At 38.1% G+C, this 22,665-nt stretch carries 22 protein-coding genes; 4 read left to right on the plus strand and 18 right to left on the minus strand.

The features are described from left to right. Positions 1 to 50: 50 nt before the first annotated feature. The 18 genes from ACFPZG_RS17625 to ACFPZG_RS17710 form a co-directional block, all read right to left on the minus strand. A complete protein-coding gene (locus ACFPZG_RS17625; protein ID WP_283732895.1) occupies positions 51 to 635 on the minus strand; it encodes a class II aldolase/adducin family protein in 585 nt (194 codons plus the stop codon). Between the two features lie 17 nt (positions 636 to 652). Next, positions 653 to 1,885 (minus strand): 3-oxo-tetronate kinase, encoded by a 1,233-nt coding sequence (gene otnK / locus ACFPZG_RS17630; protein WP_283732896.1) that lies wholly within the window; start codon positions 1,883 to 1,885, stop codon positions 653 to 655. A 117-nt stretch (positions 1,886 to 2,002) separates the two neighbouring features. Next, positions 2,003 to 2,908 carry an NAD(P)-dependent oxidoreductase gene (locus ACFPZG_RS17635; protein WP_317940307.1) on the minus strand — a complete coding sequence of 302 codons (906 nt, stop codon included), beginning with the start codon at positions 2,906 to 2,908 and terminating at the stop codon, positions 2,003 to 2,005. Positions 2,909 to 3,020: 112 nt separating this feature from the next. Beyond that, entirely contained in the window at positions 3,021 to 3,284 is a 264-nt protein-coding gene (locus ACFPZG_RS17640) for an FCD domain-containing protein (protein WP_317940308.1), read from the minus strand. Next, entirely contained in the window at positions 3,256 to 3,399 is a 144-nt protein-coding gene (locus ACFPZG_RS17645) for a GntR family transcriptional regulator (protein WP_283732899.1), read from the minus strand. The genes ACFPZG_RS17640 and ACFPZG_RS17645 overlap by 29 nt, the downstream gene beginning before the upstream one ends. 182 nt (positions 3,400 to 3,581) lie before the next feature. Beyond that, positions 3,582 to 4,235: an aspartate/glutamate racemase family protein gene (locus tag ACFPZG_RS17650; protein WP_283732900.1), complete on the minus strand. Its 654-nt coding sequence runs from the start codon at positions 4,233 to 4,235 to the stop codon at positions 3,582 to 3,584. 148 nt (positions 4,236 to 4,383) lie between these two features. Then, positions 4,384 to 5,664 carry a TRAP transporter large permease gene (locus ACFPZG_RS17655; RefSeq protein WP_283732901.1) on the minus strand — a complete coding sequence of 427 codons (1,281 nt, stop codon included), beginning with the start codon at positions 5,662 to 5,664 and terminating at the stop codon, positions 4,384 to 4,386. 22 nt (positions 5,665 to 5,686) lie between these two features. Next, on the minus strand, positions 5,687 to 6,235 hold the full coding sequence (locus ACFPZG_RS17660; RefSeq protein ID WP_283732902.1) for a TRAP transporter small permease: 549 nt from the start codon (positions 6,233 to 6,235) through the stop codon (positions 5,687 to 5,689). 209 nt (positions 6,236 to 6,444) lie between these two features. Beyond that, a complete protein-coding gene (locus ACFPZG_RS17665) occupies positions 6,445 to 7,470 on the minus strand; it encodes a TRAP transporter substrate-binding protein (protein WP_283732903.1) in 1,026 nt (341 codons plus the stop codon). 111 nt (positions 7,471 to 7,581) lie between these two features. Beyond that, on the minus strand, positions 7,582 to 8,394 hold the full coding sequence (locus ACFPZG_RS17670; protein WP_283732904.1) for an SDR family NAD(P)-dependent oxidoreductase: 813 nt from the start codon (positions 8,392 to 8,394) through the stop codon (positions 7,582 to 7,584). Between the two features lie 64 nt (positions 8,395 to 8,458). Further along, positions 8,459 to 9,241, minus strand: a complete 783-nt coding sequence (locus tag ACFPZG_RS17675) for an MBL fold metallo-hydrolase (RefSeq protein WP_317940309.1) — start codon at positions 9,239 to 9,241, stop codon at positions 8,459 to 8,461. A 109-nt stretch (positions 9,242 to 9,350) separates the two neighbouring features. Continuing rightward, positions 9,351 to 10,337: a 2-hydroxyacid dehydrogenase gene (locus ACFPZG_RS17680; protein ID WP_317940310.1), complete on the minus strand. Its 987-nt coding sequence runs from the start codon at positions 10,335 to 10,337 to the stop codon at positions 9,351 to 9,353. A gap of 362 nt (positions 10,338 to 10,699) precedes the next feature. After that, entirely contained in the window at positions 10,700 to 12,121 is a 1,422-nt protein-coding gene (locus ACFPZG_RS17685; protein WP_317940311.1) for an aldehyde dehydrogenase family protein, read from the minus strand. 15 nt (positions 12,122 to 12,136) lie between these two features. Beyond that, positions 12,137 to 13,342 (minus strand): iron-containing alcohol dehydrogenase, encoded by a 1,206-nt coding sequence (locus ACFPZG_RS17690; RefSeq protein ID WP_317940312.1) that lies wholly within the window; start codon positions 13,340 to 13,342, stop codon positions 12,137 to 12,139. 30 nt (positions 13,343 to 13,372) lie between these two features. Continuing rightward, entirely contained in the window at positions 13,373 to 14,143 is a 771-nt protein-coding gene (locus tag ACFPZG_RS17695; RefSeq protein ID WP_283732907.1) for an SDR family NAD(P)-dependent oxidoreductase, read from the minus strand. A 58-nt stretch (positions 14,144 to 14,201) separates the two neighbouring features. After that, a complete protein-coding gene (locus tag ACFPZG_RS17700) occupies positions 14,202 to 15,200 on the minus strand; it encodes a LacI family DNA-binding transcriptional regulator (protein ID WP_283732908.1) in 999 nt (332 codons plus the stop codon). Between the two features lie 713 nt (positions 15,201 to 15,913). Continuing rightward, complete coding sequence (locus ACFPZG_RS17705) at positions 15,914 to 17,467, minus strand: glutathione ABC transporter substrate-binding protein (protein WP_381428249.1); 1,554 nt, start codon at positions 17,465 to 17,467, stop codon at positions 15,914 to 15,916. Further along, positions 17,464 to 18,552 (minus strand): M24 family metallopeptidase, encoded by a 1,089-nt coding sequence (locus tag ACFPZG_RS17710; RefSeq protein ID WP_317940313.1) that lies wholly within the window; start codon positions 18,550 to 18,552, stop codon positions 17,464 to 17,466. Before ACFPZG_RS17710 ends, ACFPZG_RS17705 begins: the two co-directional genes overlap by 4 nt. Positions 18,553 to 18,729: 177 nt before the next feature. Here ACFPZG_RS17710 and nikC point away from each other — a divergent pair, with 177 nt between their 5' ends. Genes nikC through ACFPZG_RS17730 form a run of 4 tightly spaced genes read left to right on the plus strand, consistent with a single transcriptional unit; the run spans position 18,730 to position 22,574 of the window. Continuing rightward, positions 18,730 to 19,620, plus strand: a complete 891-nt coding sequence (nikC, locus tag ACFPZG_RS17715) for a nickel transporter permease (protein ID WP_317940314.1) — start codon at positions 18,730 to 18,732, stop codon at positions 19,618 to 19,620. 12 nt (positions 19,621 to 19,632) lie between these two features. Then, a complete protein-coding gene (gene nikB, locus ACFPZG_RS17720) occupies positions 19,633 to 20,553 on the plus strand; it encodes a nickel ABC transporter permease (RefSeq protein ID WP_317940315.1) in 921 nt (306 codons plus the stop codon). Between the two features lie 19 nt (positions 20,554 to 20,572). Next, a complete protein-coding gene (locus ACFPZG_RS17725; RefSeq protein WP_317940316.1) occupies positions 20,573 to 21,595 on the plus strand; it encodes an ABC transporter ATP-binding protein in 1,023 nt (340 codons plus the stop codon). Further along, positions 21,579 to 22,574: an ABC transporter ATP-binding protein gene (locus ACFPZG_RS17730; protein WP_283732910.1), complete on the plus strand. Its 996-nt coding sequence runs from the start codon at positions 21,579 to 21,581 to the stop codon at positions 22,572 to 22,574. The genes ACFPZG_RS17725 and ACFPZG_RS17730 overlap by 17 nt, the downstream gene beginning before the upstream one ends. The last annotated feature ends 91 nt before the right edge of the window (positions 22,575 to 22,665 follow it).

Genomic DNA, 22,665 nt, shown 5'->3' on the forward strand with positions numbered 1-22,665 from the left:
TTCCCTCCTAAAATAACAATTATTTATTGGTAAACTTTTTAACTAATTCATTACAATCTATTTCGTAACTCCCAAGCTATCTGTGCACTCTCTTCCAATTCTTCTAATGCAAAAAAGGCTTCCAGGATACTCTTACCTGGTGCAACGGGACCATGTTGTGCCAAGAGCCACCCATCACTTGTGTTTACACGTTTGTCAAACTCATGAAATAATTCTTTACTTCCTGGTTTTTCATAAGGAACAAGTCCAACTGTGCCTAACTTCATTTTCAAGTATGGGGTGTGATCTGGAATACAATCTTCCTCATCTAAACCAGGAACAAAACTCCAAAGTACACTGTACGTACTATGTACATGAACGACAGCTTCAACATCAGGCTTTGCTTTAAATATTGCTAAATGCATCGGCAATTCTTTACTAGGTTTTAATTCATTAAACGGATTGCCTTCCAAATCAATTACAGCAAACTCATCTCGTTTCAGGGTGCCGAAACATGTTCCAGTAGCTGTAATATAAATTTTATCCTCATGCTTGAAGCTTAGATTAGCAATACTGCCACTTGCCTTTCCACGATTAAAGAGGCTGTGGGCGACCCAAATTGCATCATCAAACTTTTCATCTAATGTTTTATTCAATGTAACCCTACTTTCTATTATGTTCTTGACAATGCCTGTAAGAAAAAGTCTGTATCTCCAAAGTTTCCACTCTTTAATACAAGTCTGATGCTAGTATCCTGTGTAGGAATCATAATAGGAACTCCAGGTGCAATACTTTCTCCAATATGATAACTGGTAAAGCCTAGTCTTTTTGTTACGGCGCCACTTGTTTCCCCACCAGCAACAATTATGCGATGATAACCTGCTTCTGCAGCAAGTGCAGCTAGTTCTGCCGTTGTTTTTTCTAACAACTCAGCAACCTCTTCTTTTCCTTGCTCTTGGATTAGTTTCACATTTTCTGGTGTATCACTACTATAGACTAAGATTGATTCATCTGTGTTTTTAATGACATTCCAAATCTTTTCAACCGACTCCTCACCAGATAACAATTTCATTGGATCAATGAAGTAGCTTTCTCCTCCAGATTGTGAATAGGCTTCAATCTGTTTTCGGGTTGTTTCACTACAACTCCCCGATAAGAGTATAACCTTCGAATTAGAACGTCCAAATTCATCCGTTTCTACATTTTGTTGATACATTTTAGCAAGGGGTTCTGCCAACCCACTGCCTCCGGTAAGTAGTATCAGATTGCCAAATAACTGAACGATTTGTTCCGCATCTTCTTCCTTTTCAAAATCTGGAATGATATAAAAAGGAGAAGAAGCGTTTTCTTGTTGAACCTTTACGATAAATTCCTCTGCCTCTTCCTTTGTTAGCCCTTTCGGTAATTTCATGCTAGTGAACTTACTTTGCGGTTCCATTATACGTGCTAAATCATAATCCCACATTGGTGTTAACGGGTGATCTTTCATCGAACTTTCATGTAAAGGAACACCGTGGACATATAAACAGCCATTTTTTACAGTACGTCCATTCACAGGAAGAGCTGGGCAAAGAATCGTATAAGGCGCATCTAATTCTTCCATCACTGCATCACTAATTGGTCCAATATTTCCCTCAGGAGTGGAATCGAACGTCGAACAATATTTTACATAAAACTGCTGTGCCCCCTGTTCTTTCAACCATTTGATGGCATCCAGAGAAACCTTTACAGCTTCTTGTGTATCCTGTGTACGGGTTTTTAAGGCGATTACACAAACATCTACTTCTGGAATAGTTTGGTCACTAGGCACTCCATTGAATAAAACCGTTCGAAGTCCGCCTTTAACAAAAAAAGATGCTATGTCACTACCACCTGTAAAATCGTCTGCAATACAACCAAAAATCACTAGTTATTCCCCCTTACGACATAATTCACTAATTCCTATAGAACGCATTATTTTTTGAAAATTGATTAACAACAAAAGTAATGGGGAATATTGCTCAGCCCATTACTTTTGTTTTGTTTATTTAAATCCTTCTTTACGAACTTTAACATCAAGCATGTCTTCATAGAATTTGATCATTCCTTGCTTATAATCATCACGATGTCCACTTTGTAGTGCTAATTGGTAGGATTGCATGGTTCCATTTAATGTTGGTAGTGGAATCTCAGATTTAATTAATACTTCATACATACTTTCCATATCTTTGTACGCTCTACCTAGTGAAAATCCATGTTCAAAGTTTCCTTCTAATACTTTAGGAATTAATGTTTTCGATGCAAAGCTTGATCCAGTAGCTGTCATTAATACATCACCTAATTTTTCTGCATCTAATCCAAGTTTCACACCAACTGGTAATAGTTCACTAAAGCTTGCAACACAAATATTTAATGCACAGTTATTAATCATTTTCGTTAACTGTCCAGCCCCATTTTCACCCATATAAAGAACTTGGGTGCCCATTCGATCCAGCATAGGCTTTATCGTATGGAATACTTCTTCATTACCACCACACATAATGCTTAGTGTTCCATCTAAAGCTTTTGCTTGTTGACCAGAAATAGGGCAATCCAGGAATTCAATTCCCTCTGACTTACATGCTTCTGCAATTTCTACCGCACCTAAATAACTAATCGTACTGAAGTCAACAATCGTTTGACCTGGCTTCAAATGGTTAAGTAGTCCATTTTCTCCTAAAACAACCGATTTTACGATTTCTAAGTTTGGTAGACATAAGAAGATATAATCACTGTCTGTTGTATCTACAATATTCGTTGATGTTTTCAGCCCTCTTTCTTTGAACTGTTCTAGAGAGGCTTCATTTGCATCACACGCAAGAAACTCATAGAGTCCTTCTGCTTCACCATTCCCAAGATTTAATGCCATCCCTGCACCCATTACACCTAATCCAATATAGCTTACCTTCATTATCAATCTCTCCTTGTTAGACATATCTTTTTATTTTAATTACCATTTATATATTTTTTTAGTACACTATTTAACTATGTTATTACCTCTATAGCTTTAATCCAGTAATATTTCAATCTTGCTTACTAGTAGACAATACAGCCAATTCATACATTGCTAGTTCACTATTATTTTGAAGATGAGACTCCATTAGCATTTTTGCATTATGAGAATCTCTATTGGCAATTGCATTCGCTATCATTTCATGGTAATGAACTGCCTTTTCAATCATGTCTGGGCGTCTCGTATAAGCACGCATTCTTTTTAATTCTATTTGTAAATTGTCATATACTATTAAGGCATATTCATTATGTGTTGCCTCTACAATTTGCCACATCGTATTTTGCAGCTAATTCATTCATGGTTGGTAGCCTAGAGCCAATTTTCCATTCTTCACTTTTAATCTTATTTTCCATTATTTCTAAAAGCTCGTGGTATTGAATCTTAGACATTAAATTCCTCCATAATATGGTACCTTACAAATTCATCTGATGAATTTGTACTTATTTGGGTCAAGTATATCTACGAGATACACCTGACCACTGATACACATTATTTTAAGTATTCGTTATCTCCATAAATGGAACTAGTTTTTTGGGTTAGTATAATGAAATTATTTTTTCGACTTCATCTATTAAATAGTTGTTAACTCTAAGATTGTTTTTACGGCTTCGTTCGGACTAGTTAAAACAGGAAGTCCTATTTTTTCTGTTTGCTCTTTTGCAGATGCCTGTGTAATTTGCGCTAGAACGATGACCTCACAGCCTCTATTTTTTAATTGCTCTGCTGCAAGAGCATTCAAACGATTATGTTCTTCTACATTCCCAGCTTTCAGTTTTGTCATTGCCTCTGTATTTATTTCTGTCTCTACCTCAATTTCCTTACCGAATTCTTTGGCTATTTTTTCCAATTGGGCTTTTGTAGCTGGACCAGATGGTGCATTCGTTGCAACAACACCTATCTTCTTATAGTCTTTAACAGCTTTTTCTAACATAGGCCCATCCACCGCTAATATCGGAACCTTTATGAATGGCTTAACAGTATCAACAACAGGTGTTAAAACAGTACATGCTACAATAATGGCATCAACATTTGCTTCTTGTGCCGTAGTAGCCATATTGACAAAATCTCGAAATATTTTATCATCAATACCTTTGATTTGATTGGCATAGTATTGAAGATGTTCATCAACAAAATTGAGAACGGTTACATCAGGAGCCAGTTCTTTAAAAGCATCATTTAATGGTGGCACCGCATTACATGTTGCATGGATAATACCAATTTTCAATTTGTTCTCTCCTTATATAACTTAATAGAAAAGTAGATAAACTTATTTCCCAAAAAATGAAAAACATAGAATCTATACTTTTACTCCACTTGTTTTCTTTGAGAATATTCCTTCCTTATCGATATCAATCATGTATTAAGCATGGTTATCACTGAAGTGAAGGAATCCAAGTAGACATAGCAGGTACGTATGTGATTATTACAAGGTCAACAAGTAAAACAAATAAAAAGATCAATACAGGCGGTATGATTTCCGCTAACCGTATTCTAGCAATCTGACAGGCAACGAACAGATTAACTGCTAATGGAGGGGTAATCATCCCAATAGCAAAGTTCACAGTCATAATAATACCGAAATGAACCGGGTCAACCCCAAATTGCATAGCAACTGGAACTAAAATAGGAGCCAAAATAATAATAGCCGCAAGCGCTTCCATAAACATACCAGTGATGAGTATCATGATATTCACAATAATCAGGAATACAATAGCACTCTCAGTGATGTTTAACATAAAATCAGCTATCATATGGGGCACGCGATTAATAGTCAAAATATGTCCAAAAACGGTAGAAAACGCTACAATTAATAATATAATTCCCGATGTAATAGCGGACTCAGCAAAAATATTCATTAATTTTTTGAACGTTAACTCTTTGTGTACGACAAAACCAATAAAAATACCGTAAACAACAGCCACTACTGCTGCCTCTGTAGGTGTGAAATAACCGGAATAAATTCCCCCAAGAATAATTAAAGGCATGATAAGAGTCCATATCGCACTCTTAAAGGTAAGCCATGCTTGTCTCAACCATTGTCCCTTGGCTATACCTTCACCTTCATCATATCCTTTTCTTTTAACCACAATAATGACAGTCGCTAGCATCGATAAAGCAACAAAGATGCCAGGGAGAATTCCAGCTAAAAACAAATCCCCAATGGACACGTTAGCTGCTAGGCCATACATAATCAGGGCAAGCGATGGTGGTAGAATAACACCAAGTTCCCCCGAGGATGCTATTACCGCAGCCGCAAATGGTTTGGGGTATCCTTTTTTGGTCATATTAGGTATAGTTATCGAACCAATTGCTGCTGTAGTAGCTGCTGATGATCCAGACATGGTAGAAAAAAACATGGTACCTAATACAGTGGCAGCTGCGATCCCGCCCTTAAACCACCCAACAAGTACATTAGCAAAACTCATTAATCGCTTGGCTATACCTCCTCCTTGCATAATATTTCCTGCTAAAATAAAGAATGGAACGGCCATTAGAGAAAAGCTATTTATACCTGAAAATGCTCTTTGGACAACGATTCCTAGAGGCACTCCTCCTATTTCTAAAACAAGCAAGGATGAAAATCCAAGAGCCACAGCAATCGGGGCACTAATTAAAATTAATACACCCATAAAAATAAATAAGTATACTATCATCTTTGAAGCCTCCTACTAACGCTTAATTTTCTTTTATATCATCTAAATATTTTTCTTCGTCAACAGTAGACAAATAGCGAATGTCTTTTTTAGTTACATGGGCTTCAATGAATAAAGCAATTATATTCAGTATCATTACAAATGATCCGACTGGAATTGCTAAATAGGTTACCGCCATAGGAATTCTCATAACAGGAGACATCTGCCCCATTCCTTGTATGACATATTGATAGCCTAAGATAAATAAAAACATAAAGAAGGAAGCGGTCAATAGTAAGGAAACAACTTTTATTGTTTTTCCTATAGCCCCAGGAAGTGCATTTACAAAAGGATCCACTTGAATCATACTATCTCTACGCATGGCTAAAGCCCCTCCAAGAAAAACAGCCCATATCATAAGGTATCTTGAGAGTTCTTCTGTCCAAGGTACAGAAATATTAAGATCAAAACTTGTAAAAACAAATCGTACTATTACCTGTAAAGCTATAAAAACAGTCATCAGTAAAAATGCTATTGCTACTAACACTTCAAAAAACTTATTTATTCTGTCTATCCACTTTAAAAAAAACATATTTTTACCTCCTTATTCAAATTTTCAAAACCCAATTTGAATCATTGATATTTCGTCAAAAAGTTATCACTTTCATGAATCTATATAATCCGAGCTATAGACAATATAGTCTTATTTATTTAGTAGATAACTAATGGAAACAATATGGAATCCCGATACCAACCGAGATTCCACATAATTTTACAACCTTACCATTAATTATTAGTAGGTTATTTTAAATTTTCCTTTTCCTTTTGGAAGGTATCAAACAATTTTTGTCCATTCGGAATGCTTCCTATAATTTTCGATTGTACGCCTTTCGTTGCTTCTTTTAACGAATCTAAATCTGGCTCTACAACTTCTATACCTTTTGCTTTCATTTCTTCTAAGTATTGTGCTCTCTGTCTCTTAAATTCTTCCGGTGCAAAATCTGAAGCTTCATTAAAAGCTTCCTGAACGATAGTTTGTTGCTCGGGAGTTAATCCATCCCAAACATCTTTTGACATGATAGCAACAATAGCAATATAGTTCATTTGAGTTAGACTGAAGTAATCAGATACTTCCATGAACTTATCCATTACAAATTGGTCAGCAGAAGTATCTCCTCCATCAATCACTCCTTGCTGTAAAGAAGTATACAATTCAGAGTAAGCCATTGGTGTTGGCTGGGCCTTTACTGCCTTATATGTTTCAACATAACCCGGAGCCTCAATAATACGAATCTTAAGCCCAGCTAAATCTTTTGCTGTATGAATAGGTTTATTTGCAAAGACGTTTCTATCTACAGTTTCGGAATATCCTAATCCAATTAGACCTTTTTCAGGAAGCAATTCTAACAGTTGAGTTCCCGCATCAGATCTTAATACTTGATTTGCTTCATCCAAACTGTCAAATAGAAATGGTAAATCAATAATTCCAAATTCCGGTGCAAGATTTGCAAGAGTTGATGATGATGTAAAAACAATGTCCTGATTTCCGGATTGCGCAGCTTCTTGCATTTGTACTTCCCCACCTAGTTGTGATTGAGGGAAAATATTGATTGTCATTTTACCGTCAGATTTTTCTTCTAATGCCTCTTTAAATTTGTGTAATATTTCATCTCTAGCACTACCTGGTGATAGCGTATGACCTGCATTGAATTCGATAACTTTATCTCCGTCAGAAGACTTTGAAGCTTTTGTGTCTCCACAACCAGCAAGAATTACTCCTAAAGTAAGTATTGAAATTAATAAAAATAGTATTTTTTTATTTAACATGTCTTGCACCCCTTATTAGTAGTTTCATATAATTTTTTTAAAAAAAGTTAACTTAGCGTCTTATCGTATTACTGTCCCTTGGATCCAAGTTTATTGGATTTATTCAAGCGCCTATAGTTCAACCTCATCAAAGTGTACTTCAACATTCGCATCCATTTTTGGTGGTCGAAGTTGTGAGGTAAGCCCCCCGTCAACAACTAGTACATGCCCTGTAATATAGGAAGCTTCTGGTGAAGCCAAGAAATGAACAGCTTGACCTACATCTTGTGGGGTCCCTAACCTCCCTAGTGGGATTACATCTGCAGGAGATGTTTCTTCCCCGACAGAAGTACGGCTTTCAACTTCCATAGCTCCTGGCATCACAGCATTAACACGGATTTTTCGTGGAGCAAGGTCAAGTGCCATTGCTCGAGTAGCAGCCTCAATCGCACCCTTTGTTGCATCATAAGCTACGCGGTTTCGATGAGCTTTTGTTGCCCCTCCTGAACTCATATTAATAATTACTCCTCCATCGCCTTGGCGAACCATGGATTTGGCAGCCTCCTGACTGCAGTAGTAAAGGCCATAGAGATGCACTTTCATAAGGTTATCCCACATTACATAGTCCGTTTTAAGAAAGTGTCGTTCCGAATTAGGCCCGTGGGCGATGCCCGCATTGTTAACTAGTACATCAACGCCACCATGGAACTGATGAGATTGCTCAAATAGATTTTTCACATCATCAATAGACGACACATCGGTATATACGAAGAGTGCATTTCCTCCTAAGTCGTTGATCTCTCTCGCGCATCTCTCACCGGCATCCGAGTCTACATCAGCAATGACTACTGAGGCACCTGACTTAGCGAAAGCTAGTGAAATACCCCGTCCAAGTCCCTTTGAGCCACCTGTTACGATAACCCGTTGCTTTTGTCTGTTACTCAATTGAATTCACACTCCATTTTCTTCTGTAATTAATGTGTTTGGTTAGGTTTTTATTTAAAGTCTATTAATCTACCAATTTGACGTCGGTGAGATCTTCCAGATTATCAGAAAACCAACATTGCAATTCAGCTTCTCTTTTTTGAAGATATACTGGCTTCCCATCAACAAGTTTCATAGGAATATCGTGCCCAGGTACCATGATGTTGTCTTTCTTCTTTCTCCATAAATTCCATAAATAATCAATGGAATCCAGGCTATCTGATAGACTTAATGTCATATCTACATTGCGGGATAAAAGTTCTGCCCTATTTTTTGCTGCATCCCCACTGAAAATTATATCGAAATCACCATTGTCTACACTGTAAGCTAAATGCCCCGGTGTATGGCCCTTCGTTTGATGAGCAACAATTCCTGGAACAATTTCTTCTAAATGGCCAACTAACCTTTTTTGCGGAGAACGATCTAATTCCTTAATATATAGTTCTGGCACATCTGAATGTCCGGTTGGTTCGTTTAATGCCCAATTCATATCCACTTCACCCACAACAATAGTGGCATTAGGGAACAAATTCCAGTTCACACTATGATCCCAATGAGTATGGGTCAACAAAACCATCGTTATGTCATTTGGCGTTAATCCTTTTTCATGAAGTTTTTGAAATAGAAGTTTCCTGACACCAAAACTACCAACATCAATAATGATATTTTGGTCATTCTGGGACAACAGGGCTATCGAACTCCAACCAAGTCCTCCATGGGTTGGGGACTTACCAGGAAACCCTTGGACAAATATGTCGTACTCAAACAATATTATCCCTACTTTCACTTTAGTATTAATAATTCTCATGTAGCAACAAACTTCCATTTTCGATACACACCAATGTTACGTAGGATCAACTCAATTTTATTGAAATCGTTTTCAATATACTCAATAGAAGATGAGCACCAAATATATTTTATTTCCCTTGGTGTGTAAGTACTTCACGATTTATTAGTGATGGTGGAACCTCCCCATTCAACCCCATGATCAAATTTTTCACTGCCAGCTTCGCCATTTGATATCTTGTATCCCTAGTTGCTGAGCCGACGTGAGGGAGTGTAACAACATTGTCTAAACTTAATAGGGGACTGTCTTTTGAAATTGGCTCTTTCTCATAGACATCAAGCCCTGCCGCTAAAATTTCTTTGTTTTTTAATGAAGAAATTAATGCTTGTTCATCTACTACCTCACCACGGGAGCCATTGATAAATATTGCTGATTTTTTCATTAAGTTAAATTCCGACTCTCCAATAAGTTTATAGGTTGAATCAGATAGTGGTACCAATACTAGTACAAAATCAGATTCTCCAAGAAGATGATTTAGTGATACATTTTTTGCGTGTAGTTTTTCATCAGCAAAAGCATTGTTTGAACGATTATTGTAAAGTATATCCATTTTAAATCCATAGTGGGCAATTTCAGCTACCGCTGTCCCGATTCTTCCCATTCCAATAATCCCCAAGGTTTTGTGATGAACATCTACTCCAAATAATTCTTCACCAATATTTTTCTCATTCCATTGTCCAGACCTTACATAATTATGTAGCTCAGGAATTCGTCTAGCTGTAGATAATATTAATCCAAACATAGTATCGGCAACCGTATCTGTTAATACATCAGGTGTATTTGTTGCCATAATCCCACGTTCAGCAAGGGCATTTAAATCTAAATTGTCATACCCCGCCGAAATGTTAGTTACTATTTTTAAATTCGGTGCTTTTTTTAGTAAAGTACGGTCTATACTTAACTTGTTACCTATTAACCCCTCTGCACTTTCTAAATCCTTATAAAACTCAGGGGTCATTTCAGAAGCAAACAAATGATACTTCACTTCAAATTGTTCTTTTAAGATTTGTAAAAGATCATCTGCTATTGCTCTATATAAAATAACCTTTTTTTTCATAGTTCCCTCCTAACCCCTTAGATAGTAAGCGTTTTCAAGTCTTGTTAAAAAAAGAGAGTAAGGTTACCTACTGCATATACCCTCTAAACTAATCGCCCTTTGAAATCGATTTCAATCCTGGTAAAAAAAATAAGTAACAGAGTACAGAAGTTATATTACTTCAATAATTACTTGTAAATCCAAAGGGCATTTCTTTGTGATACTGCATTTAGTAAATATTAAATGTTGAAATTATATTACCTAAATGGAATATTTTGATACCCAGAATATACATCATATGAATTATTAAGTCAACTGATGTTTTAAATTTTTAGATTTCTATCACCAATAAAAGGTTGTTTAGCAGTCTATTATTCTTACTTTTAAGATGAGAATGAAATAAATTTTATCTCCGTCATTTCTTCCGTAGAATATTTTATACCTTCTTTACCTGTACCACTATTTTTCACACCGCCATATGGCATATGATCCACTCTAAAAGTAGGTACATCATTTACATTAATACCACCGGATTCAATTTCTTTTACTGCTTTTAGTGCCGTTTGGATAGAATCTGTAAAAATACCAGCCTGTAGCCCGTATTGGGAGTTGTTTGCATCTTTAATCGCCTCATCAATATCTTTAAATTTATTAACAAACACAACTGGAGCAAATGCCTCTAATGTACATAAAGATACATGATGGGGTACATTTGTTAAAATAGTAGGCGAGAGTATAGTTTCATTGAATAAATCGCCACCCAAAACCTTTGTTGCTCCTTCACTTTCTGCTTCTTCAATCCATTCCTGTATTCTTGTAATTTCATTTGGATGAATTAAAGCTGAAATATCTGTGCCTTCATTTAACGGATCTCCGATTTTCAATGTTTGTGCTACTTGGGTAAACTTTTCTAAGAAGGCATCGTATATATCTTCATGAACATAAATTCGTTGAACAGAGATACATACTTGTCCAGAATAAGCAAATGATCCCATAACACATTTGTTGACCGCTCTATCTAAATCTTGAACTTTATCAATAATAACGGGTGAATTGGAACCTAATTCTAATGTAACCCGTTTTAATCCTGCTAATTTCTTAATTCTCTGTCCGACTTCTAAACTACCTGTAAAGGTTACCATCTTAACTCTTTCATCTGTTACTAGTAAATCCCCTATAACTGCCCCACTACCTGTAATGACATTAAGTACACCCTTCGGTAATCCAGCTTTTTCGAATAACTCAGCAATAAACAAAGAGCTTAATGGTGTTTGACTAGCTGGTTTTAAAACAATTGTATTCCCTGCTGCAATGGCAGGACCAAGTTTATGTGCAGCTAAATTATAAGGAAAATTAAATGGCGTAATTGCTGCAATAACCCCTAATGGTTCTCTAACGGTAAATCCAAATTTTTCTTCAGAACCGATAGCCGCATCCATTGGAATAGTTTCTCCATATAGTCTCTTGGCCTCTTCTGAAGCAAATCGATATGTCTGTACTGTTCTACCAATTTCTGCCCTTGCAGCTTTAATAGGCTTGGCATTTTCTAACACTAGTATTCTAACAGCTTCCTCAAGATTCTCTTCTAATAGAGTGGCTACTCGTAATAGGATATCAGCTCTTTCATGGGCAGGCATAGTTCTCATCACATGTACATTTTCACTCGCAGCACGAATAGCCTCTTCCACGTGAGTCTTGTCTGCTAATGGTACTTCAGCGATAACTTCTTGACTATAAGGGGAGCGCAACTCATAATATTCACTTGTCTCCACCCAGTTGCCACCAATATATAGCTTTTTTTTCATCTATTTCATCCTCCCTTAGTTTAATGTTCCATCATAAGCATTTTGGTAAATCTCATGAATAGACTCCATGTTTAATTTAAACGGTGTATTGTCCAGTAAACGACTCACTTTCGATGCTTCAATTGCTAGATTCCTAAGATCATCTTCAACCACATGTAATTCTTTTAAGCTTTTTGGTAGATTTAAAGCTTCTAATAACCCGTACAGATAATCAACAACGGCATTTTGCGCTTGATGTGGCTCATCTCTAAAGTCTCCTAAATGTAAGAAGTCTGCAATTTGTACCATTTCATCGATACATGTTTTTCCTGTTACGTTAAATACATAAGGTAGCAACAATGCATTTGCTACTCCATGAGCAATGTTATACTTTCCACCAAGTGGATAAGCCAAAGCATGAACTGCACCAACCCCTGCATTAGCAAGCGATACTCCCGCTAAGAAACTAACCCAACTCATTTCCTCTCTTGCATCTAGGTCACTTCCATTAAAAACAACTTTAGAAATATTTTTGGAGAATCGTTTCATCGCAGCTTCAGCATACATTTTCGTTAAAGGAGTAGCTTTCTTAGAAACATAAGATTCAATGGCATGTGTAAAGGCATCTACTCCCGATGCAGCACTTACCATTGGCGGACAACTTACAGTTAGTACCGGGTCTATAATTGCAATATCAGGCAAATAATATGGACTTACAATCCCCCTTTTTACATCATTTTTATGGTCCCCAAATATGGCATTCATGGTAACTTCTGACCCTGTACCTGAAGTCGTAGGAACTAAAATACAGGTTACCCCTTTTGCTTCAGGAACCGCTTCTCCAGCTAAGATCTTCTCAACAATAATAGGCTCCTTATTAACTAATGCTGCAGAGGCTTTGGCGACATCTAATGCACTGCCACCACCTAGTCCAATCACAAGATCACCATGATGTTTCTGTATGAAATCAATGGCTTCTTGAACAATTTCAAAATCTGGTTCACCAACAATATTTGTGAATTCTTCAATTGGGATATTATGAATACTTAACTCATTAATAACCTCTTCAACTACTCCAGCATTCTTTAAACCCTTATCACTTACAAAAATAATTTTGGTAGGATTTAGATTTCTAATATCTTCATGAATCGAAAAAAAAGAATTGCGACCAATTTTTACATTTTCAGGCATTCTAAAATCGTGAGTTTTTGCTACTGTTTTATAATTTAATGCTCCTATCATTGTCATCACTCCTATTAATCTAATTTTGGATTACCAAACTGTCCATCCACCATCAACCATTACTGTATGACCTGTTACCATATCAGAAGACGATGAAGATAGATAAATTACAGCTCCGAATAAATCTTCTATTTTCCCTAATCTCCCCAGTGGAATTCTGTTTAAAACTTCTTCTAGGAACGCCTTGTCTTCAAACATCGGTTTTGTCATTGGAGTCTCTATAAATGTCGGTGCAATCGAATTCACATTGATATTATATTTTGACCATTCGATTGCTAAACTTTTAGTAAGTTGTAATAATCCACCTTTACTGGAACTATAAGCAGCTCGTTTATAATAACCGACAAAGGCCATCTGCGAAGACATATTGATGATTTTACCCTCATTATTTGGAATCATATATTTAGCTACTGTTTTACATAGAAAGAAAACACTTTTCAGATTAATGTCTAATACTTTATCCCAGTCTTCCTCCGTTACTTCTAAAGCAGGTTTAGGAATATTAATACCAGCATTATTTACTAATATATCGATTTTCCCGAAATGCGTATGGATTTTTTTTATTTTATCTTCCATCTCATTAATATTTAGTAAGTCCATTGGAACACTGAGTGCTTTTCTTCCATGTTTCTCGATTTCACGAGCAACTTCATTTAAATCCTCTTCATTTCTAGCAATCAAAGCTATGTCTGCTCCAGCTTTAGCTAAAGATATGGCTACCTCTTTACCTATACCTCTACTCGAACCAGTGACAATGGCAACTTTACCATTTAATCCAAATAGTTCTGTAAGAAATTCCATTCTCCACTTTCCTTTCTTTCTTGTTTACTCATTTCACAAAAACTAATAAACCAGTTTGTTAGGTTGTTTTTCTAGTGATCAACTTGGGCGATATTACCACATCTTCAGGAGTCTCTTTTAGATTCTTTTCAATCAAAAGTATCAATGTATTCAATGCTAATTCCGCCATTTTACTTTTCTGCTGAGAGATTGTTGTTAATCCAATATAGGGATTACTAGAAACCTGGATATTATCGAAACCTATTACAGCAACATCATTTGGAACCCTGAAATTATTCTTTTCGATAGCATCTAAAACTGTAATAGCAATCTGATCCGTTGAAGCAACAATTGCTGTCGGTCTATCTGGTTTACTAAGAATTCTTGTTACAAAATTTTGGATATAATCATTTGTGGGTTTTCCTTTTAAGATCAATTCTTCATCGATGGTTAGACCGAATTCGTTTATAGATTCATAATATCCTAAGTAGCGATCGTAATAAGTAGAGTATTCAAATGGTCCTCCAATAAATGCTATCCTGGAATGACCCTTTTGAATTAGGTGACTAATGGTCATTTTAGAACCTTTTTTATTATCCATCGTGACAGAGAAAAAATTTGATTTCTCTGGTTTTCGATTAAAATACACTACTGGAATACTCTCACCTACTAATTCCTCAAAGTTCTGATCGTACCTACTCACTGAACCAACAATGATACCTGATAAATTTCTACTCAATAAAAACTTCAACGTTTTCTTTAAGTCTTCTTCTCCACTAGTGTCATAGATAAGAATTTCATAACCTAATTGCCTAGCTTTCAATATGATTACCTTGGAAGTTTCTGAGAAAAAGGGATTTGAAATATCGTCAACTACTAAGCCAATTGTCTTTGATTTGTTTGTTATCAAACTTCTGGCAATCTCATTAGGCTCAAAATTAAGTTCCTTAATTGCTTCTTCTACCTTTTGTCTTTTGTCTGGCTTAATATGGAGATAATTATTAAGGACCCGTGAAACAGTTGAAGGCGAAACCCCTGCATACTTCGCTACGTCCTTGATTGTCACTTTATTTTTCATTTGTTGGATATATTCCTCCTTCTTTGAAAACGATTTCAATTATTTTTGTAAAAAAAATAATATAATAGCTCCTGATTTCCACTTTATTATCTCTCACATTGAAAACGATTTCAATAATATTTGTATAAAAAATCTTCAAATGAATAGGTTCGCTGTTTGAAGATTATTGCTACCTCCTAATTTTCCCTTATGACATATCCCACGCCCAGCGGCCCTTCTACAACATTTAATGCGACAACTTCTGAATTATTTACTATGTATTCATCCCAAATACAGGAATTAAATAAAAAGGATTCCAATTATAGCACGAAGCCGATTGCACCTGTGTTTAACGATTTATTACGCTTTTGTTACTTTATCTTGGGAACCCCCTTTCTTATATGGATAGTAATAGCACGTATTTGTTGTTTATTGTACATGTGCGTTCAGCATTTAGCAATCTTAGTGGGATAATTCTATAATCTTTCATTTTTAAATGTGTTAATAAAAATTATTGGGAGGCAGAAATAAAAAAAGCCTATGGATCAATTGAATTAGGGGCATAAAGCAAACGAACATCACTTTTTTTATTATTTCCATCCTATCAACGGTGGAATTGAAGCTAATATTTATGTCGTTTTGCCGGTTCATACCTATGACTATTTTTAGCAAAACAGCGACCCATTCCCTCTTAAAAAGGAAATAAATCGCTGTTTTCATTCGACTTTATTTACTCACTTCACCGTCACATCATCCAACATATAAACACCCGACGGATGGATCCAGAATCCTTGAACATTTTTCCCGATTGCTGAGATATATTCACTATTCCTAAAGAAAATCATCGGTGCGTCGTTCATTTCTATTTCTTGTGCTTCTGCGTAAATGGCGAGGCGTTTTTCAGGATCTGTTTCTTGGCGTCCTTTGTTGATCAGATCATCGACCTTAGGGTTGCTGTAAAATGCGCGGTTCCCTGTATTGCCATGGGCAGCGGAATGGAACAGGAAGTATTGGTTGTAATCCGCGTCGCCGGTCATGTTGGACCAGCCTAAGATGAACATGTCGTGTTCCCCTTTTCCAGTGCCTTCGAGGTAGGCGCCCCATTCCACAACTTTAATCTCAAGGTCTATGCCAAGCCCTTTCAGTTGGGACTGGACGACTTCTGCGACGTCCATTCTTGCTTTGTTGTCGTTTGTCCAGATTGTTGTTTTGAATCCATCTTTATAGCCTGCTTCGGCCATCAATGCTTTTGCTTTTTCAAGGTCGTATGAATAGCCTTTCAGCTTGTCATTGAATCCCCAAATGGCTGGTCCCATTGTTGAGGTGGCCAATGTGCCGACGTTATTATAGACGCCTGAAATGATTGATTCCGTGTCGATGGCGTAGCTGATTGCCTGTCTCACTTTGACATTGTTGAATGGTTCCTTATTTAAGTTGAATCCGATATAGTCATTGCCTAATGAGTCACTTCGAACTAACTTCATCGAATCGCTATTCGTGATACGGTCAACTTCTGTCACTGGAACCGGGTCTGCAATGTGGGCCTCCCCCGTTTCAACCATTGCCACTCGCGTTGAATCTTCCGGAATCACTTTAAATGTAATTGTTTTTAGTCCCGATTGTTTGCCCCAGTACTTATCGAATTGTTCTAACTTAATCTCTTGTCCGATTTTCCAGTTTGCCAATTTGTATGGTCCTGTACCAACTGGATTTTGCGCGATTTCTTTTCCTGAGTCAATTGCAGTTGGACTGATAATTCCTGAAGCGTAATGCGATAGGTTCGCCAACAATGGAGCATACGGATATTCAGTTATTAACTGTACTTTATGGTCGTTAATCACTTTAACTTCCGTAATCATTTCAAAAAGATTTGCGCGTGCGGATGCTGTCTTTTCATCTAATACACGTTCAATCGTTCGTTTTACAGCTTCTGCAGTAAAATCTGTGCCATCATGGAATTTAACATTTTCCCTAAGTGTAAATTCCCAAGTTAAATCGTCAAGTTTCTCCCATGATGTTGCTAACAATGGCTGAATTTCCATGTTTTTATCTTGATAGACAAGTCCTTCATAGATTCTTCCATGGTAAATATTTGCTGAAGGGATGTCCGTCCCCAAATGTGGGTCTAACTTCGTTGCGTCCGATAAAGTCGCGACAATCAGATCCTTTGTTTCGCTGGACTTTCCGCCGCCTTCGCTTTTGCCTGTGTCACCCGCATTTCCACTCATACATGCGCTTAACACCAATACAAGCCCGATAATTATGACAAGCAAACTATTCTTTTTCAATGAACTTCCTCCCTTACATTGATAATTTGCAAATCTTTAGTGGAAGTTGTTAAATTTCGATACCCATCTTCCGTAATGACGAGTAGATCTTCAATACGCACGCCACCCCAGCCCGGAATATAAATTCCTGGTTCTACTGTAATGACCATGCCCGGTTGTAAAATCGTTTGATCGGTTGAGCGTAGGGCCGGACTTTCATGGATAAATAAGCCTAATGAATGCCCTAAACTATGGCCAAAATTAGGACCGTACCCTGCGTCCGCAATGATACTTCGTCCAACATCGTCAACATCGCAGCATCTTACGCCTGGACCAATGATTTTCAAGCTTTCTTCCTGGGCTTTCCTAACAATCGAATAGATTTTTAGTTGCTTTTCAGTTGGAGGTCCCAATACAACTGTACGGGTAAAATCCGAAATGTACCCGTTAACGATTGCCCCATAATCCATTTTGAGAAAGTCCCCTACTTCGAGTACTCTGTCGGTTGCCTGTCCATGGGGCAAACTGGCACGAGGACCCGAGGCGATCACGTGATTTGCCTTAATTCCTTCCGCCCCCGCTTTTTTCATGAATAATTCAAGCTCAAGCCCGATTTCTTTCTCTGTTTTTCCTGGTTCGATGAAGGTCAAAATATGTGCAAACGCCTGATCGCAAATTTCAATTCCTTTTGCGATACTTTCGATTTCTTCCTCGTCCTTAATCGAACGAATTGCATTTGTAACTTCACTGCAATCTACAAATTCAATTTGCGGGAGCCTTTCTTTCAGCTCCAAATAGATTTCGACAGGTACAGCGCCAAATTCGAGCCCCACCACTCCACGCTTCAGATGTGAAAATTGATCGCAAACTAGCTCTACCATGTTTTGTTGATGTTGCAATACGTCAAAGTCTGAAGCTTGGGCCTTGGCTTGGTCTACATAGCGAAAATCTGTAATCAGTTTTTGACTACCCGATTGGATAACTAACATCCCCGCCGTCCCACGATACTTTGAAAAGTAGTATCTGTTCTCTGGTGAATAAATGATTACCCCTTGCCACTCTCTACCTATCAACCTATCCGTCAATTTAGAGAGACGCTCATTCATCTTTACCAACCCCTTTTCTCTTATTTCTACCTCAATTATAGAAAAATATCAGATGGCATGTTTATAAAATATTGTTCATTGTTTACTGGATTTTTACCATTTCGCAATATTCAATTAAATATTCATCGGATTTTTGTTAAGGTAAGTTTATCGAAATTAAAGCCAAGGAGTGATCAAATGAAATCGCCAATTGGGATAACGTTAACTGAAAAAGAAGCCAAAATAAAACCAGACAAGGGAGCGACCATTTTAAGAAGACTGCTCGCCAATAAAATGTCTTTATTTGGTGGCATCGTCGTACTTTTGTACATTCTCATTGCACTATTTGCGCCAGTCATTGCCCCCTACGACCCATATGAGGTCATGCTTCAAGATAAGCTAAAACCGCCTTCATTTGAACATTTCATGGGAACCGACGACAAAGGGCGGGATGTTTTCACCAGAATTCTTTATGGCGCAAGAATTTCGTTAGGGGTCGGCTTTCTTTCTGTTTTTATCGGAGCATTTTTCGGAATTATTTTAGGCCTGATCTCAGGTTACTACGGCAAAATGATTGACACGGTCATCATGCGATTTGTCGATGTTCTATTAGCGTTTCCAGGGCTATTGTTGGCGTTGGCAATCGTAAGTGCCTTAGGACCAAACCTCATTAATGTCGTTATTGCAGTCGGAATCTTTTCCATCCCTACGTTCGCAAGGATTGTGAGAGGCTCTACGCTAGACATCAAAAAAAGCGAATACATCGATGCGGTAAAAGTATTAGGGGCTCATGATTCAACAATCATTTTTAGACATATACTGCCGAACATTCTCAGTCCGATTATCGTACAAGGGACGTTGCGATTAGCTACCTCTATCCTTTCGGTTGCCGGGCTTTCATTTTTAGGAATGGGAGCGCAGCCACCTTCACCCGAATGGGGGGCAATGTTAAGCAAAGGGCGGGATTTCATCATGACAGCACCACACCTCGCGCTCTACCCCGGCATGGCAATCGCAATCATCGTATTGGCATTCAATATTTTCGGCGATGGCCTACGAGATGTGTTGGATCCTAAAATGAAACGATAAGGAGGGGATTGTATGATCATATTTATCTTAAGAAGGTTCATCCAAATCATTCCAGTACTTTTGGGCGTCAGCCTCGTTGTATTTCTCATTATGCAAATGGTACCGGGTGATCCTGCGCTCTTAATTGCAGGCGAAGGGGCCAGTGATGAGAAAATCAATAGTATTCGCAGCGAACTTGGATTGGATCGGTCCGTCATCGTCCAATACGTCGACTATGTTGGCAAGATCGTACAGGGGGATTTGGGCATTTCCCTTCGCACGGGCAGACCCGTATTGGAGGAAATCTTAGTACGGCTGCCTATAACAATCGAATTGGCATTTTGGAGTATATTAATCACGATCATCCTTGGGATTTTCATCGGCATCACGGCAGCGAATAAACAAAACTCCTTCATCGACTTGGGGCTCATGATCATTGCACTGATTGGCGTTTCCCTTCCAAGTTTTTGGCTCGGACTTCTCTTAATCATTTATTTCTCTGTCGGGTTTGGATGGTTTCCGGTCGCTGGATGGGGGACATTCAAGCATGTCGTATTGCCGTCAATTGCGCTTGGAATCGGTGGCGCAGCAATTGTAGCGAGGATGACACGTTCCAGTATGTTGGACGTTTTAAACCAAGATTATATCCGAACGGCGAAGGCCAAAGGGGTTAAGCGGAGCATTATTATTTATAAACATGCGCTAAAAAATGCACTTATTCCAGTCGTCACAGTCGTAGGGTTGCAATTCGGGGCATTGTTAGGGGGAACTGTCCTCATCGAATCAGTATTTGCCATAAACGGAGTCGGCCGTCTCATCATTGACGCCATCCGGTCACGTGATATTCCGTTAGTGCAAGGGACGATTTTATTTGTTTCCGTTATTTTCGTCTTAGTCAATTTAGTCGTCGACATTTCCTATCGGATGCTCAATAAAAAGGTTGATTTGAATTAATCAAAAAGGAGGTAGGGCAATGGGTAACGAGATCGTTTTGCAAGTACGGAACTTGAAAACACATTTCTTTTCGGGTTCGCAAGTTATAAAAGCGGTAGATGGAGTGGATTTTGACTTACGGAAGGGACAAACGATCGGAATCGTCGGGGAGTCTGGAAGTGGAAAAAGCGTAACTTCCCTGTCCATCATGCGCCTTGTAGATCCAACTGCCGGAAAAGTTGTGGACGGACAAATATTGCTGCACGGAGATGACCTCCTTCAAAAGTCCGAAGAAAGCATGCGGAAAATCCGGGGGAATAAAATCTCAATGATCTTCCAAGAACCAATGACATCACTCAATCCTGTTTTTTCAGTAGGTGAACAAATCGCTGAAGCATACCGGATTCACGAAAAACTCCCTCGGAAACAAGCATGGGCAAAAGCAATTGAAATGCTAAAATTAGTCGGCATCCCTTCACCCGAAAAACGGGCAAAACAAGAGCCGCACGAATTAAGTGGAGGCATGAGGCAACGAGTTATGATTGCGATGGCAATTGCTTGTAATCCCGAACTACTCATTGCCGATGAGCCTACGACAGCTCTTGATGTAACGATTCAAGCACAAATTTTATCTTTACTAAAAGAATTACAGAATAATCTTGGATTGGCTGTCATGCTCATCACCCATGATTTAGGGGTTGTAGCGGAAACTTGTGATGAAGTTGTTGTCATGTATTGTGGACAAGTTGTGGAGCATACAGACGTCGACACATTGTTCAATAATCCAAAGCATCCTTATACACAAGGCTTACTGAAAAGCATCCCAACGATCCACGAAGACGTGGACGAGCTGGAAACGATTTTAGGTACGGTACCAAGTCCGACAGACCTTCCCGTTGGGTGTAATTTTGCACCACGTTGCCCTTTCGCGAAAGAACTATGCATACAGGAAGCACCGCCTTTACTAGTGGAAAATGACGATAAAATAAGATGTTGGATGTATTCGGACAGATATGATCATTCATCACGTGAGGAGGCTATGAAAATTGACATACCTGTATGATGAAGACAACGTCCTTCTTGAAGTAAACAACTTAAAACAATACTTCCCCATAAAAGGGGGCATATTCGGAAGAACCGTCAATCATGTAAAAGCCGTGGATGGCATTAGCTTTAAAATCAACGAGGGTGAAACAGTAAGCCTTGTCGGGGAATCCGGGTGTGGGAAATCAACGACAGGCCGGTCGATTTTACGGTTGGAGATGGCTACAGATGGAGAAGTACTGTTCCGAAATTCAAATTTGTTACGAAAAAGTAAAAAAGAGATGCGTCTCATTCGAAAAGATATACAAGCCATTTTCCAAGATCCATACGCCTCACTAAATCCGAGACAAAAAATTGGGGAAACACTTGAGGAAGCAATGAGGCTTTTAAATGTTGTTCCGAAGAATGAACGAAAAGAGAGAGCAATCGAATTATTGGAGCAAGTAGGGATGCGAAAAGAACATATTGACCGGTATCCACATGAATTTAGCGGCGGACAACGCCAGCGAATTGGAATTGCACGTGCGTTGGCAGTTGAACCAAAATTAATCATTTGTGACGAAGCAGTTTCTGCCTTGGATGTTTCTGTACAGGCCCAAGTATTAAATTTGCTTAAACATCTGCAAAAAGTTTACGGTCTTACGTATTTATTCATCTCGCATGATTTGGCCGTTGTTCGCCATATATCGGACAGAATAATTGTCATGTACCTTGGAAAAATTGTTGAAACCGCATCTAAAAAAACGTTATTCGACAAACCCAATCATCCGTATACAAGGGCTTTACTGTCAGCAATCCCTGAAACAAATCGGGCATTAAAACGGGAGCGCATCATTCTTCAAGGAGATATTCCCTCCCCTATCGACCCGCCTACAGGTTGCCGCTTTCAAACAAGGTGCCCATTTGCACAGGAAATTTGTAGAACTACGGAACCACCTTTACTCGAAATCGCTACCGACCACCAATCCGCATGCCATTTTAGTTCGGACTTCATGTAAAATCGACTATCATTTTTTAAGGGCAAAGATATTCATCTTTGCTCTTTTTTTATTTCGAATTATGCTATACTACTTTAAAGGTTCTAAACAA

The organism is Sporosarcina thermotolerans, assembly GCF_042658975.1.
GTDB classification, from domain to species: Bacteria; Bacillota; Bacilli; order Bacillales_A; family Planococcaceae; genus Sporosarcina; species Sporosarcina thermotolerans.

Bases quoted from the DNA above. Each gene is read 5' to 3' on its own strand.
- ACFPZG_RS17700 (WP_283732908.1), bottom strand. From the start codon at position 15,200: ATGAAAAATAAAGTGACAATCAAGGACGTAGCGAAGTATGCAGGGGTT.
- ACFPZG_RS17725 (WP_317940316.1), top strand. From the start codon at position 20,573: ATGGGTAACGAGATCGTTTTGCAAGTACGGAACTTGAAAACACATTTC.
- ACFPZG_RS17685 (WP_317940311.1), bottom strand. From the start codon at position 12,121: ATGAAAAAAAAGCTATATATTGGTGGCAACTGGGTGGAGACAAGTGAA.
- ACFPZG_RS17655 (WP_283732901.1), bottom strand. From the start codon at position 5,664: ATGATAGTATACTTATTTATTTTTATGGGTGTATTAATTTTAATTAGT.
- nikB (WP_317940315.1), top strand. From the start codon at position 19,633: ATGATCATATTTATCTTAAGAAGGTTCATCCAAATCATTCCAGTACTT.
- ACFPZG_RS17640 (WP_317940308.1), bottom strand. From the start codon at position 3,284: ATGTGGCAAATTGTAGAGGCAACACATAATGAATATGCCTTAATAGTA.
- nikC (WP_317940314.1), top strand. From the start codon at position 18,730: ATGAAATCGCCAATTGGGATAACGTTAACTGAAAAAGAAGCCAAAATA.
- ACFPZG_RS17690 (WP_317940312.1), bottom strand. From the start codon at position 13,342: ATGATAGGAGCATTAAATTATAAAACAGTAGCAAAAACTCACGATTTT.
- ACFPZG_RS17645 (WP_283732899.1), bottom strand. From the start codon at position 3,399: ATGTCTAAGATTCAATACCACGAGCTTTTAGAAATAATGGAAAATAAG.
- ACFPZG_RS17680 (WP_317940310.1), bottom strand. From the start codon at position 10,337: ATGAAAAAAAAGGTTATTTTATATAGAGCAATAGCAGATGATCTTTTA.
- ACFPZG_RS17710 (WP_317940313.1), bottom strand. From the start codon at position 18,552: ATGAATGAGCGTCTCTCTAAATTGACGGATAGGTTGATAGGTAGAGAG.
- ACFPZG_RS17675 (WP_317940309.1), bottom strand. From the start codon at position 9,241: ATGAGAATTATTAATACTAAAGTGAAAGTAGGGATAATATTGTTTGAG.
- ACFPZG_RS17695 (WP_283732907.1), bottom strand. From the start codon at position 14,143: ATGGAATTTCTTACAGAACTATTTGGATTAAATGGTAAAGTTGCCATT.
- ACFPZG_RS17660 (WP_283732902.1), bottom strand. From the start codon at position 6,235: ATGTTTTTTTTAAAGTGGATAGACAGAATAAATAAGTTTTTTGAAGTG.
- ACFPZG_RS17665 (WP_283732903.1), bottom strand. From the start codon at position 7,470: ATGTTAAATAAAAAAATACTATTTTTATTAATTTCAATACTTACTTTA.
- ACFPZG_RS17635 (WP_317940307.1), bottom strand. From the start codon at position 2,908: ATGAAGGTAAGCTATATTGGATTAGGTGTAATGGGTGCAGGGATGGCA.